This window comes from Klebsiella pneumoniae complex sp. WS1778, assembly GCF_049472055.1.
Taxonomy (GTDB): Bacteria; Pseudomonadota; Gammaproteobacteria; order Enterobacterales; family Enterobacteriaceae; genus Klebsiella; species Klebsiella quasipneumoniae.
The window spans coordinates 1,873,848-1,887,410 of record NZ_JBKGTJ010000001.1; the positions used below are offsets into that span (position 1 = coordinate 1,873,848).

A 13,563-nucleotide genomic window follows, 5' to 3' on the forward strand; every position below is an offset into this window, starting at 1 on the left:
CTTTTTAATTCATGAATAGATGCAATAAATCAATTTTATTTCTCAAATCAAAAAAAGCACAATAGCGCATCTCTTTTCAGGAGCGTTTATGAAACTTTTCCGCATTCTCGATCCGTTTACGGCAACCCTGGTCACCGTTGTCCTGTTGGCCTCATTCTTCCCGGCCCGTGGCGCTTTCGTCCCCTTCTTTGAACATCTCACCACCGCCGCCATCGCCCTGCTGTTCTTTATGCATGGCGCCAAACTCTCCCGGGAGGCAATTATCGCCGGCGGCAGCCACTGGCGTTTGCATCTGTGGGTGATGTGCAGCACCTTTATCCTCTTCCCGGTGCTGGGGGTTCTGTTTGCCTGGTGGGCGCCGGTGAAGGTCGATCCAATGCTCTACAGCGGCTTTATTTATTTGTGCATTCTGCCGGCCACCGTGCAATCCGCCATCGCCTTCACCTCGCTGGCCGGAGGCAACGTCGCGGCGGCGGTCTGCTCAGCTTCGGCCTCCAGCCTGTTGGGCATCTTTGTTTCACCACTGCTGGTGGGGGTCCTGATGAACCTTCACGGCGCAGGCGGTAGCCTCGAGCAGGTCGGAAAGATCATGCTGCAGCTGCTGTTGCCTTTCGTGCTCGGCCATTTATCGCGGCCGTGGATCGGCAACTGGGTGGCGAAGCATAAGAAGTGGATTGGTAAGACCGACCAGACCTCGATTCTGCTGGTGGTCTACTCCGCCTTTAGCGAGGCGGTGGTGAACGGGATCTGGCATAAAGTGGGCCTGGGATCGCTGCTGTTTATCGTGGTAATCAGCCTGGTGCTGCTGGCCATCGTCATCGCGGTCAACGTGTTCGTCGCCCGCCGCTGCGGCTTTAACAAAGCTGATGAAATTACCATCGTCTTCTGCGGTTCGAAAAAGAGCCTGGCCAACGGCATCCCGATGGCCAATATTCTCTTCCCGACCTCCATCCTCGGCATCATGGTGCTGCCGCTGATGATCTTCCATCAAATCCAGCTGATGGTCTGCGCGGTGCTGGCGCGGCGCTATAAACGGCAAACCGATGCGCGTCTCGCTCAGGAAAAAACTAACGCCGCCAAAGCCTAACGCGCTTTCTTCAGGGGCTGGACCAGATCGCTCAGCCCCTCGCTTTTAATCAGCAGGGTCAGCGCCATCAGCTCGCCGAGATGGCCGGCAGGGAATTGATCCTTGCGCGCGAACCACAATAAATACTCCTCCGGGACATCGATTAAACGACGCCCCTTGTATTTACCGAACGGCATCTCGGTATTGGCGATCTCGACCAGCTGCGCTTTATCCACGTTATTCTCCCAACAGGCGCATCATTTCGGCTTCGTCAATCACCTCGATGCCGAGCTCCTGCGCTTTCGCCAGCTTAGAACCCGCCGCTTCGCCTGCAATCACCAGATCGGTTTTCTTCGACACGCTGCCCGCCACCTTCGCCCCCAGCGCCACCAGACGCGCTTTGGCATCATCCCGCGACAACTGACTGAGGCTGCCGGTCAGGACGACGGTTTTGCCTGCAAACGGGCTGTCAATCTCTTCCGCCTTCACCACCACCGGCGCCGGCCAGTGAACCCCTTCCGCCAGCAGCTGCGCGATGACATCGCGGTTGCTCTCTTCGGCAAAGAAGTTGAAAGTATGGGTGGCGACGACGATGCCGACATCAGGGACCTTCTGCAGCTCCTCAATGGAAGCCTGCTCCAGGGCTTCGAGGGTGCCAAAATGCGCCGCCAGGCCTGCCGCCGTGGCTTCTCCTACCTCGCGAATGCCCAAGGCGTAGAGGAAACGCGCGAAGGTTGTCTCTTTGGCTTTCTCGAGAGCGTTGACCACGTTTTGCGCGGACTTCGGCCCCATCCGATCCAGCCCGGTCAGTTTCCCTGCGGTCAGCCGGAACAGATCCGCCGGGGTATGGACGTACTCTTTCTCCACCAGCTGGTCGATGATCTTATCGCCCATGCCGTCAACGTCCAGCGCGCGACGGGAGACAAAGTGCTTGAGCGACTCTTTGCGCTGCGCGCCGCAGATCAGGCCGCCGGTACAGCGGGCTACCGCCTCGCCTTCCACTCGCTCAACGTCGGACTGACAAACCGGGCAGTGGGTCGGGAATTCAACATCCCGGGCATCTGCCGGACGTTCGGAAAGCACCACGTTGACCACCTGAGGGATCACGTCGCCTGCCCGGCGAATCACCACCTTGTCGCCGATTTTCAAGCCTAAGCGTTCAATCTCATCGGCGTTATGCAAAGTGGCATTACTCACCAGCACGCCGGCGACATGGACCGGCTCCAGGCGCGCCACCGGCGTAATCGCCCCGGTGCGACCCACCTGGAACTCCACGTCCCGGACGAAAGTCATCTGCTCCTGGGCCGGGAACTTAAAGGCCACGGCCCAGCGCGGCGCGCGGGCGACGAAACCCAGCTGTTCCTGCAGCGCCAGCGAATCGACTTTGATCACCACGCCATCAATGTCAAAGCCCAGATGGGGACGATCTTCCTCGACTTTACGATAGTAAGTGAGCACTTCCTCGGGGGTATGGCAAAGAGTGACGCGATCGCTCACCGGTAATCCCCATGCTTTGAACTGCTGTAAACGGGCCGAGTGGCTGGCCGGCAGCTCACCGCCCTCCAGCACCCCAACGCCGTAGCAGAAGAAAGTAAGCGGTCGCTTCGCGGTGATGCGCGGGTCCAGCTGGCGCAACGAGCCCGCCGCCGCATTGCGCGGGTTAGCAAACACTTTTCCGCCGGTGCGGCGAGCTTCTTCATTGATTTTTTCGAACCCGGCCTGTGGGAGGAACACTTCCCCGCGCACCTCCAGGCGTGCGGGGATATTATCGCCATGCAGCCTGAGCGGGATGGTGCGGATGGTTCGCACGTTAGAGGTAATATCCTCGCCGGTGGTGCCGTCGCCGCGGGTCGCCGCCTGCACCAGCACGCCGTTTTCGTAGAGAATGCTCACCGCGAGACCGTCGAGCTTCAGCTCGCAGCAGTAGATGAGCGGGTCTGTGCTTTTCAGGCGATCCAGCACCCGCTTGTTGAAGGCCAGAAAGCTCTCTTCGTCAAACACGTTGTCCAGCGACAGCATCGGCACTTCATGGCGGATCTGGCTGAAGGCGGTCAGTGGCGCCGCCCCCACGCGCTGAGTCGGCGAATCCGGGGTAATCAGCTCCGGATGCTGGCTCTCCAGCTCGCGCAGCTCGCGCATCAGCCGGTCATACTCCGCATCGGGCACTTCCGGCGCGTCCATAACGTGGTACAGGTATTCATGATGGCGAAGCGTGGTTCGCAGTTCAGTCAGTTGTTGTTCGATCGGTTCCATATCACACCATCAATGATAAAAAACCCCCGACAGGCGGGGGTTGAGAAGGAGTTGAGATAACGCGGGACGTCAGGCGTTCGCGTCTTTCACTTCGCGAATACGATCCTGGTATTCACGCAGTTTTTGCGGCGTCATCATGCGACGCTGATCGTCAAGCACCACGCCGCCCACTTCATCGGCGATATACTGCGCAGACTGCAGCATCAGCTTGAAGTTCTGCAGTTCATCACCGTAGGAAGGGACCTGCATAAAGATAGTCACCCCAGGGGTCATCATATCCGCCATGCTGTCCGGATTGAAGGTCCCCGGCTTCACCATGTTGGCCAGGCTGAATAGCACCGGGCCGCTGCCGTCCGGGCTCAGATGGCGGTGGAAAATATTCATTTCACCAAACTTGAAGCCGGCCTGCTGGATGCTATTGATAAGCACCTCGCCGTTAAGCTGCGCGCCATGGTGCGCGGCGACGTTCATCACGATGACCGTCTCTTTACGCTCTTTCGGCTGCGGCGCTGCAGGCTGCTGCGGCTCTGTCGGCTGCGGTTCAGCCACCGCGGGCTGCGGCGCGGCAACAGGCTGTGGCGCAGGCTGCTGCGGAGCGGCCGGCTGCGGCTGGGCGACGGTCGGGGTCACCGGCTGCGGCGCGGCAGGCTGTTGCACAACAGGCTGCGGCTGGTGTTGCGGTTGCACGGGCGGCTGCGCGGGTTGCGGCTGTTGCCAGCCCGGCTGTGGAGCCGCATGCGGCGCAGACGGTTGTCCCTGCGGTTGTACCGGGGCCTGGCGCGGCGGCGGCGCCTGACGAACCGGTTCCTCAGGACGCACAGGCTGCTGCATCTGGCGCTCGTAAGGCGGCTGGTACTGGTGCTGCGGCGCCTGACGAGGGGCTTCATGCTCCCCATGCGCGCCGTGCGGAGCGTGAGTCACCGGATGAACGCGGACTTCACCTACGCCTTCAACATTATCATCAAAGTCGTCGTTTTCCGACTCATCGTCGCGCGACTTCATACGTTTCAGTGGGCGATCGCGAAACATCGAAGAACGTTCTTTACGGCTGGTCCAGAAACCATGTACCAGTAAAGCGATTATGGCGATCGCGCCAACAATGATTAATATCAGACGCAAATCCTGCATCATTATATTCTCTGTTGTTCTAACACCTTGCCACCACGGCAAACATTTACTCACTAAGAGTATTTGCCGATTACCTCAAGTGCAAGTGCGTCGGTCGCTTTCACCACATAAAGATGAACTAAATCGTGCTTTTTGCTGTTTTTTCGAACATTTCCTAACTGGTTATTGTCTGACGACCCGATAAAATAAGCGAGCATTCACACTGGATGTTAAAAAAGGAGCAATGCCTGGCTATGGTTTCATCATCCGCACCGACCCCGCGTAGCGGCGTACACTATTTTTCGCAGGGCTGGAAACTCATCGGGCTGCCGGGCATACGTCGTTATGTCTTCCTGCCTTTACTGGTTAACGTGCTGCTGATGGGCGGTGCTTTCTGGTGGCTGTTTACCCGTCTCAACAGCTGGATCCCTTCGCTGATGAGCCATGTACCTGACTGGCTGCAGTGGCTGAACTACCTGCTGTGGCCGGTGGTGGTGCTGTCGATCCTGCTGGTGTTTGGCTACTTCTTTTCTACTATTGCCAACTGGATTGCCGCACCGTTCAGCGGCCTGCTGGCGGAACAGCTGGAAGCGCGTCTGACTGGCGCCACCCCGCCGGACGTCGGCGTCTTTGGCATCATGAAGGATATTCCACGCATCATGAAGCGTGAGTGGCAGAAGCTGGCATGGTACCTGCCCCGCGCCATCGTGCTGTTGCTGCTCTACTTTATACCCGGCGTTGGCCAGACGGTGGCTCCGGTACTCTGGTTCCTGTTCAGCGCATGGATGCTGGCGATTCAATACTGCGATTACCCCTTCGATAACCACAAGGTCCCCTTCAGGACCATGCGCGAAGCGCTGCGCAGCCGCAAGGTGATGAATATTCAGTTTGGCGCGCTCACCAGCCTGTTCACCATGATCCCGGTGTTAAACCTGGTGATCCTCCCGGTGGCTATCTGCGGCGCCACCGCCATGTGGGTCGATTGCTATCGCGACAGACACGCCAGCTGGAAGTAGTCGTCACACCTCCCCCCGGGAGCGGCGAGCGCCGCTCCTTATATCTCCGCTTATTCCTTCTTGCACATCATTATTTCCCTTACGCATATAGATATGCTAAATCCTTACTTCCGCATATTCTTTAAGCGGGTATGCTGATGCCGTACCCCCAAATTTCATACAGTTAAGGACGGGCCATGAGTAAGATTTTTGAAGACAACTCCCTGACTATCGGTCATACGCCGCTGGTACGACTGAACCGAATTGGTAACGGTCGTATCCTGGCAAAGGTAGAATCTCGTAACCCGAGCTTTAGCGTAAAATGCCGTATCGGCGCCAATATGATCTGGGATGCTGAAAAGCGCGGCGTGCTGAAACCTGGCGTGGAACTGGTCGAACCGACCAGCGGCAACACCGGTATCGCCCTCGCCTACGTGGCGGCGGCACGCGGCTACAAGCTAACGCTAACCATGCCGGAAACCATGAGCATTGAGCGTCGTAAGCTTCTGAAAGCGCTGGGCGCCAACCTGGTGCTGACCGAAGGTGCCAAAGGCATGAAAGGCGCCATTCAGAAAGCGGAAGAGATTGTCGCCAGCAACCCGGAAAAATTCCTGCTGCTGCAGCAGTTCAGCAACCCGGCTAACCCGGAAATCCACGAAAAGACCACCGGTCCGGAAATCTGGGAAGACACCGACGGTCAGGTGGATGTCTTCATCTCCGGCGTCGGTACCGGCGGTACGCTGACCGGCGTCAGCCGCTACATTAAAAACACCAAGGGCAAAAAAGATCTGATCACCGTCGCGGTTGAACCGACCGATTCGCCGGTCATCTCCCAGGCACTGGCGGGTGAAGAGCTCAAGCCGGGCCCGCACAAAATTCAGGGCATCGGCGCCGGCTTCATTCCTGGCAACCTGGATCTGAAGCTGGTGGACAAAGTAATCGGCATCACCAATGATGAAGCGATCTCCACCGCACGCCGCCTGATGGAAGAAGAAGGCATCCTGGCGGGTATCTCTTCCGGGGCCGCCGTTGCCGCGGCGCTGAAGCTGCAGGAAGATGAGGCCTTTACCAATAAGAATATTGTGGTTATCCTGCCTTCCTCGGGTGAGCGTTATTTAAGCACCGCGCTGTTTGCCGATCTCTTCACCGAGAAAGAACTGCAACAGTAGTGCCAGCTTGTAAATAATGTGTAAAAAAGCACCTTTTCAGGTGCTTTTTTGTGGCATACGTCAAAGTTTTACCCCTCCTGGCATTGATTCACCTCGTAGGGTCTGGTATTTAACCAGCACATTTATTTTGATGCGCGAAATTATTCAGAAGAGGATTTCCGCCAGCTGAATCGATTTTATGATTTGGTTCAAGTCTTCCTTTCGCGGCATAATGTTTAATGACGTGCTAGACGTCAATGGCCCGCAGGTCTTCGCAGCGCCAGGCGCTGCCGACGCCAAGGCCGGAAACGTAACGCCGGCGCTAACAATACAGGCTAAAGTCGAGTCGTTAGACTAGACTTTAGGTCCACAACACTAAACCTATAAGTTGGGGAAATATAATGTTCCAGCAAGAAGTTACCATTACCGCTCCGAACGGTCTGCACACCCGCCCTGCTGCTCAGTTTGTTAAAGAAGCTAAAGGCTTCACTTCTGAGATCACTGTAACCTCCAACGGCAAAAGCGCCAGCGCCAAAAGCCTGTTCAAACTGCAGACTCTGGGCCTGACCCAGGGCACCGTAGTGACCCTCTCCGCGGAAGGCGAAGATGAGCAGAAAGCTGTTGAGCATCTGGTTAAACTGATGGCTGAACTCGAGTAAGTTCACGGGTTCTTTTTCATATCAGTCACAAGTAAGGTAGGGTTATGATTTCAGGCATTTTAGCATCCCCGGGTATCGCCTTCGGCAAAGCACTGCTGCTGAAGGAAGATGAAATTGTCATCGACCGGAAGAAAATTTCTGCCGATAAGGTTGATCAGGAAGTCGAACGTTTCCTGAGCGGCCGCGCCAAGGCCTCCGCCCAGCTGGAGGTCATCAAAACCAAAGCTGGTGAAACTTTCGGTGAAGAAAAAGAAGCCATCTTCGAAGGGCATATTATGCTGCTGGAAGATGAGGAGCTTGAGCAGGAAATCATAGCCCTGATTAAAGATAAGCACATGACTGCCGACGCGGCAGCCAATGAAGTTATCGACGGTCAGGCCACTGCCCTGGAAGAGCTGGACGATGAATACCTGAAAGAACGTGCGGCTGACGTACGTGATATCGGTAAGCGCCTGCTGCGCAACATCCTTGGTCTGGCTATCATCGATCTGAGCGCGATTCAGGATGAAGTCATCCTCGTCGCCGCCGATCTGACCCCGTCTGAAACCGCACAGCTGAACCTGAAAAAAGTGCTGGGTTTCATCACCGACGCGGGCGGCCGTACCTCCCACACCTCCATCATGGCGCGTTCCCTGGAACTGCCGGCCATCGTGGGCACCGGCAGCATCACGGCGCAGGTGAAAAACGGCGACTATCTGATTCTCGACGCGGTGAACAACCAGGTTCTGATCAACCCGTCTAACGAGCAAATTGAAGCGCTGCGTAATCTGCAGGCTCAGGTTGCGGAAGAAAAAGCCGAACTGGCGAAACTGAAAGATCTGCCGGCGATTACTCTCGACGGCCATCAGGTTGAAGTGTGCGCCAACATCGGTACCGTTCGCGACGTCGAAGGTGCTGAGCGCAACGGCGCCGAAGGCGTAGGCCTGTATCGTACTGAATTCCTGTTCATGGATCGCGACGCGCTGCCAACCGAAGAAGAGCAGTTTGCGGCTTATAAAGCGGTGGCTGAAGCCTGTGGCTCTCAGGCCGTTATCGTGCGTACCATGGACATCGGCGGCGACAAAGAGCTGCCGTACATGAACTTCCCGAAAGAAGAGAACCCGTTCCTCGGCTGGCGTGCCGTGCGTATCGCCATGGATCGTAAAGAGATCCTCCGCGATCAGGTTCGCGCCATCCTGCGTGCCTCCGCTTTCGGTAAGCTGCGCATTATGTTCCCGATGATCATCTCTGTTGAAGAAGTGCGTGCGCTGAAGAAAGAGATCGAAATCTACAAACAGGAACTGCGTGACGAAGGTAAAGCATTTGACGAATCCATTGAGATCGGCGTGATGGTGGAAACACCGGCTGCGGCGACCATTGCTCGTCATCTGGCCAAAGAAGTTGATTTCTTTAGTATCGGCACCAATGATTTAACGCAATATACTCTGGCAGTTGACCGTGGTAATGATATGATTTCACATCTTTACCAGCCGATGTCACCGTCTGTACTGAATCTGATTAAGCAAGTTATTGATGCTTCTCACGCTGAAGGTAAATGGACTGGCATGTGCGGTGAGCTTGCGGGCGATGAACGTGCTACACTTCTGTTGCTGGGTATGGGGCTGGACGAATTCTCTATGAGCGCCATTTCCATCCCGCGCATCAAGAAGATTATTCGTAACACGAACTTCGAAGATGCGAAAGTATTAGCAGAGCAGGCTCTTGCTCAACCGACAACGGACGAGTTAATGACGCTGGTTAACAAGTTCATTGAAGAAAAAACAATCTGCTAATCCACGAGATGCGCGGCCCAAATTACTGCTTAGGAGAAGATCATGGGTTTGTTTGATAAATTGAAATCTCTGGTTTCTGATGACAAGAAAGACACCGGAACTATTGAGATTGTTGCTCCCCTCTCCGGTGAGATCGTCAACATTGAAGACGTGCCGGATGTGGTTTTTGCGGAAAAAATTGTGGGCGATGGGATTGCCATCAAACCGACCGGCAACAAAATGGTCGCGCCGGTAGACGGTACCATTGGTAAAATTTTCGAAACCAACCATGCGTTCTCTATTGAATCTGATAGCGGCATCGAGCTGTTCGTTCACTTCGGTATTGATACCGTTGAACTGAAAGGCGAAGGCTTCAAGCGTATCGCTGAAGAAGGCCAGCGCGTGAAAGTCGGCGACCCGGTTATCGAATTCGATCTGCCGCTGCTGGAAGAGAAAGCCAAGTCTACCCTGACTCCGGTGGTTATCTCCAACATGGACGAGATCAAAGAGCTGATCAAACTGTCCGGTAGCGTGACCGTGGGTGAAACCCCGGTAATCCGCATCAAGAAGTAATGATTGCTGCATAGAAATGGCGCCGAAAGGCGCCATTTTTTTATATCGCGTGGGTCACCGGCTGATAGCATTTTTCGCGAGATAAGAGACGCAATCCTTCCGGGGTGCTCTCCAGAATGCGCCGCTCGCCGTCAGAGACCAGCAGTTCGCACTGATATCCACCGGCCAGGCCGAACAGCGACCGCGCCACGCAGGCATCCTCCAGCGCCGACTCCCCTGTGGTATCAAAATGACCAACAATGCGTCCCTGCTGACGGATCACTAACCGATAGCTTTTCATCTCTGTTGCTCCAGCGGCGGCAGGATCAGTTCGTCACACCCCTGCGCGGCAGTCCAGTTCATCACCTCCAGCACGCGCTGGGCGGCTGCTTCCGTCGCTGCCCCCAGCGCCAGGCCCGAAAGCAACCCGCTCACCAGCTCAGCGCAAAACAGATCGCCGGTACCCTTCAAGTCCGTCTCCACCCGCGGGTGAACCACCACCTGCACTGCATCGGCCGTCACCACCAGCACATTGATTGTCGAAGCGGCCTCTCCTGGCGCGCTGGTGATCACCACCCACTTGAGACTGTCCGACAGCAGGCTTCGCGCCGCGGCGACCGCCTCCTGCTGATTGCGACAGCGCCGGCCGCTCAGCGTCTCCAGCTCAAACAGATTAGGGGTGATCCCTTGCGCCAGCGGCAGCAGGTGCTGACGATAGGCGTCCGGGATCTCGGCCTTGACGTAGATGCCGCTGTCGACATCGCCAATCACCGGATCCACCAGAATACAGAGATCGGGATGGCGGTCGCGGACCCGCGTCAGCCACTGCGCCAGGCGTTCAATTTGCACGGCGTTGCCCATATAGCCGGTGGTCACCGCACGCAGTTCGCGCAACGCGTCGCGCTCCTCAAGCGCCTGCAGGTACCCGACAAACCACTCCTCCGGGATAATGCCGCCATAGAACGTCTCATAATGGGGCGTATTGCTGAACAGCACCGTCGGCACCGCCAGCACGCGCAAACCGTGCTGTTTAATCGCCGGTACCGCGATGCTGTTGCCGACGCTGCCGTAAACTACCTGCGACTGCACGGCGACGATATCGACTTCCGACGCCCGGCTTTTGTCGTGAAAGAGCACTGATTGTATGTCATCTTGCTGGCCCATCTTTTCTCCCCCCGCTGGACAGCGGGTCACGCTCTGATTATGATTCGTCCTATGCTAAATTTCATTTTGTCATAGGTCAATAATGTTTGCCGGAAAAACCGCCAGCGATATCTTCGATCATATCCGCCATCTGGTGCAGAGCGGTGGCTTGCAGCCCGGAGAGGTTCTGCCGCCGGTACGCGAGCTCGCCAGCCAGCTGGCGGTGAATCGCAATACCGTCGCCGTCGCCTATAAACGGCTGGTGACATCTGGTCTGGCCGTGAGCCAGGGACGAAACGGCACGGCCATCAAAGCACGGGATCCGCTGCCGGCGCTGGAGGGCGGTGACCCCACGACGCCGCTGAACGATCTCTCCAGCGGCAATCCGGACCCCGCCAGGCTGCCTGATTTAGCACGCTATCTGGGCCAAATTGCCCGCACGCCCCACCTGTATGGCGATGCCCCCATCGAGCCGCGGCTTGGCGAATGGGCTGAGGCATGGTTTTCCGGGGAGATAACCGTTCCCTTTGCCCTGAACCTCGCCAGCGGGGCGATTGACGCGCTGGAGCGTCTGCTGTGCGCCTTGCTGCTCCCCGGCGACGGCGTGGTGGTTGAAGATCCCTGTTTTCTTAGCAGCATCAATATGGTGCGTTACGCTGGCTTTACCCCCTGCCCGGTGGCGGTGGATGCCGAGGGGATGGATCCTGTCGGGCTGGAGGAGGCGTTACGCAACGGCGCGCGGGCGGTGATCTTAACCCCGCGCGCGCACAATCCTACCGGCTGTAGCCTAACGGAAACCCGGGCGCATGCCCTGCGGGAGGTGCTGGTCCGTTATCCGCAGGTGCTGGCGATCGTCGATGACCATTTTGCCCTGCTGTCGGCTACGCCCTGGTTTTCTCCTCTGCCCGCGAGCACCCAGCGCTGGGCGGTGGTGCGTTCGATGTCAAAAACCCTCGGGCCAGACCTGCGGCTGGCCTTTATCGCCAGCGATATCGACACCTCCTCGGCGCTGCGCCTGCGGCTTAACGCCGGCAGCCAGTGGGTCAGTCATCTGCTGCAGTATCTGACGCTGGCCTGTCTCACCGATGAGGCATTTATCGCCTCGATGACGGAGACCCGCCGTCACTATCGCCAGCAGAATGAGAAACTGGCGGCAGCGCTGGCCCGGCACGGCTACAGCCATGCTACGCCTGGCGACGGCCTTAATTTCTGGCTGCCGCTGCCAACGGCGAGCCAGCCCTACGCCTTACGCCTGGCCCGCGCCGGCTGGCTGGTCCGCGAGGGGGAGGTGTTTGGCATTCGTACGCCCTCCCACGGGCTACGCCTGTCGCTGGGCCGCCTGAATGACAATGAGATTGCCCGCCTGGCGGCCGATATAGCCCAGGTCTTAGACGCTCCCTGACGCAGGTAGTGCGTCGAACGCATCGGGGAGTGGTAGCTACTGCCGACAAGTTACTGTAAAAATAAACGAAAACAGGCGTAGTCTTACCTGCATGCCCGGATCGTCGAAACGGATGAAACGCTCACGGTGGCGGACACATCGCTCACAATAAGGAGCACCAGAGATGCATCACATTGACCTGACCCTAAAAGCAGTCATCGAAGCCTGCGATCGCGCTATCTCGCAGGAAGATTACGATACCCTGATGGGCTATTACGCGGAAGACGCCGCGCTGGTCGTCAAACCGGGCATGGTAGTCAGAGGGAAAGAGAATATCCGCAAAGCGTTTATCGCCATTGCCGACTATTTCCAGCACCGGCTGATAGTAACCCAGGGGAAAATGGAGGTCATTGAGGGCGGCGGCAATGCGCTGGTGATTATGGAGACCCGGCTGGATATCCCGACGGCACAGGGAATAACACAGGTTACGCGACGCGCAACCTATGTCTTTCAGAAGCGGGGGGAGCGCTGGTTGTGCACGGTCGATAACTCCTACGGCACCGACCTGCTCGATGATTAAATACCCGCTCCCTGGCTAAAGTGTTCCTCGCCGAACACGCCGGTGGAGAGGTAGCGATCGCCGCGATCGCAGACGATCGCCACCACCACCGCGCCTGGATTTTCGCGGGCGATACGTAACGCCCCGCCTACCGCGCCGCCAGAGCTGACGCCGCAGAAAATGCCTTCCCGCACCGCCAGCTGACGCATGGTGTTCTCGGCATCCTGCTGATGAATATCCAGCACCGCATCCACCAGCGAAGCGTTAAAGATCCCCGGCATATACTCTGCCGGCCAGCGGCGGATCCCGGGAATACTGCTGCCCTCCTCCGGCTGCAGGCCGACGATGGTCACCGGTTTACTCTGTTCGCGCAGAAATCGTGACACGCCGGTAATGGTGCCGGTGGTCCCCATACTGGAGACAAAGTGGGTGATACGCCCTGCGGTCTGCTGCCAGATTTCCGGCCCGGTGGTGGTGTAGTGGGCGTAGGGGTTGTCCGGGTTGTTAAACTGATCGAGCAGTTTGCCCTCCCCGCGCTGAGCCATCTCGAGGGCCAGGTCGCGAGCCCCTTCCATCCCCTGCTCTTTGGTGACCAGGATCAGCTCGGCGCCGTAGGCGCGCATCGCGGCCCGGCGCTCCTGGCTCATGTTGTCGGGCATCAGCAGCTTCATCCGGTAGCCTTTCAGCGCGGCGATCATCGCCAGCGCGATACCGGTGTTGCCGCTGGTCGCTTCGATCAGCACGTCGCCGGGCTGAATTTCGCCGCGCTTTTCCGCTTCGACGATCATCGACAGCGCAGCGCGATCTTTCACCGAACCGGCCGGATTATTGCCTTCGAGTTTGACCCAGATTTCGCTGCCGTTGTCCGGTCCGAGACGCTGAAGTTTGACCAGAGGGGTATTGCCGATGGTGTGTTCGAGTGTATTCACGATGTTTACTCAATAAAAAA

At 57.4% G+C, this 13,563-nt stretch carries 14 protein-coding genes; 8 read left to right on the plus strand and 6 right to left on the minus strand.

Features of this window, described 5'->3' with window-relative positions; all coding sequences use genetic code 11:
* Positions 1-88 precede the first annotated feature (88 nt).
* Positions 89-1,087 carry a bile acid:sodium symporter family protein gene (locus ACLEXF_RS09360; RefSeq protein ID WP_108450920.1) on the plus strand — a complete coding sequence of 333 codons (999 nt, stop codon included), beginning with the start codon at positions 89-91 and terminating at the stop codon, positions 1,085-1,087.
* On the opposite strand, the gene ACLEXF_RS09365 is transcribed toward ACLEXF_RS09360, so the two are convergent.
* The 3 genes from ACLEXF_RS09365 to zipA form a co-directional block, all read right to left on the minus strand.
* Positions 1,084-1,302 carry a DUF3820 family protein gene (locus ACLEXF_RS09365; protein WP_004202007.1) on the minus strand — a complete coding sequence of 73 codons (219 nt, stop codon included), beginning with the start codon at positions 1,300-1,302 and terminating at the stop codon, positions 1,084-1,086. The two genes, ACLEXF_RS09360 and ACLEXF_RS09365, sit on opposite strands and share 4 nt — an antisense overlap.
* 1 nt (position 1,303) lies before the next feature.
* Complete coding sequence (gene ligA / locus ACLEXF_RS09370; RefSeq protein WP_004202005.1) at positions 1,304-3,319, minus strand: NAD-dependent DNA ligase LigA; 2,016 nt, start codon at positions 3,317-3,319, stop codon at positions 1,304-1,306.
* A gap of 69 nt (positions 3,320-3,388) precedes the next feature.
* Entirely contained in the window at positions 3,389-4,450 is a 1,062-nt protein-coding gene (gene zipA / locus ACLEXF_RS09375; protein ID WP_407259645.1) for a cell division protein ZipA, read from the minus strand.
* A gap of 230 nt (positions 4,451-4,680) precedes the next feature.
* Here zipA and cysZ point away from each other — a divergent pair, with 230 nt between their 5' ends.
* The 5 genes from cysZ to crr all read left to right on the plus strand — a co-directional run bounded on the left by cysZ (position 4,681) and on the right by crr (position 9,552).
* Positions 4,681-5,442, plus strand: coding sequence for a sulfate transporter CysZ (gene cysZ, locus ACLEXF_RS09380; RefSeq protein ID WP_407259644.1), 762 nt, complete (start codon positions 4,681-4,683; stop codon positions 5,440-5,442).
* Between the two features lie 176 nt (positions 5,443-5,618).
* Entirely contained in the window at positions 5,619-6,590 is a 972-nt protein-coding gene (gene cysK / locus ACLEXF_RS09385) for a cysteine synthase A (protein WP_004202001.1), read from the plus strand.
* 380 nt (positions 6,591-6,970) lie between these two features.
* Positions 6,971-7,228, plus strand: coding sequence for a phosphocarrier protein Hpr (ptsH, locus tag ACLEXF_RS09390; RefSeq protein WP_002913505.1), 258 nt, complete (start codon positions 6,971-6,973; stop codon positions 7,226-7,228).
* 44 nt (positions 7,229-7,272) lie between these two features.
* Positions 7,273-9,000, plus strand: coding sequence for a phosphoenolpyruvate-protein phosphotransferase PtsI (ptsI, locus tag ACLEXF_RS09395; RefSeq protein ID WP_004201998.1), 1,728 nt, complete (start codon positions 7,273-7,275; stop codon positions 8,998-9,000).
* A gap of 42 nt (positions 9,001-9,042) precedes the next feature.
* Positions 9,043-9,552 carry a PTS glucose transporter subunit IIA gene (gene crr / locus ACLEXF_RS09400; RefSeq protein WP_000522253.1) on the plus strand — a complete coding sequence of 170 codons (510 nt, stop codon included), beginning with the start codon at positions 9,043-9,045 and terminating at the stop codon, positions 9,550-9,552.
* Between the two features lie 40 nt (positions 9,553-9,592).
* Here the strand turns inward: crr and ACLEXF_RS09405 are convergent, their stop codons facing one another.
* Entirely contained in the window at positions 9,593-9,832 is a 240-nt protein-coding gene (locus ACLEXF_RS09405; protein ID WP_231787020.1) for a cytoplasmic protein, read from the minus strand.
* A complete protein-coding gene (gene pdxK, locus ACLEXF_RS09410; protein ID WP_004201995.1) occupies positions 9,829-10,695 on the minus strand; it encodes a pyridoxine/pyridoxal/pyridoxamine kinase in 867 nt (288 codons plus the stop codon). The genes ACLEXF_RS09405 and pdxK overlap by 4 nt, the downstream gene beginning before the upstream one ends.
* Positions 10,696-10,777: 82 nt before the next feature.
* Between pdxK and ptsJ the strand changes: the two genes are divergently transcribed.
* Positions 10,778-12,076, plus strand: a complete 1,299-nt coding sequence (gene ptsJ, locus ACLEXF_RS09415; protein ID WP_231787021.1) for a transcriptional regulator PtsJ — start codon at positions 10,778-10,780, stop codon at positions 12,074-12,076.
* Positions 12,077-12,239: 163 nt separating this feature from the next.
* Positions 12,240-12,635, plus strand: coding sequence for a YybH family protein (locus ACLEXF_RS09420; protein WP_064178311.1), 396 nt, complete (start codon positions 12,240-12,242; stop codon positions 12,633-12,635).
* On the opposite strand, the gene cysM is transcribed toward ACLEXF_RS09420, so the two are convergent.
* On the minus strand, positions 12,632-13,543 hold the full coding sequence (gene cysM, locus ACLEXF_RS09425) for a cysteine synthase CysM (RefSeq protein ID WP_407259643.1): 912 nt from the start codon (positions 13,541-13,543) through the stop codon (positions 12,632-12,634). The two genes, ACLEXF_RS09420 and cysM, sit on opposite strands and share 4 nt — an antisense overlap.
* Positions 13,544-13,563: the final 20 nt, after the last annotated feature.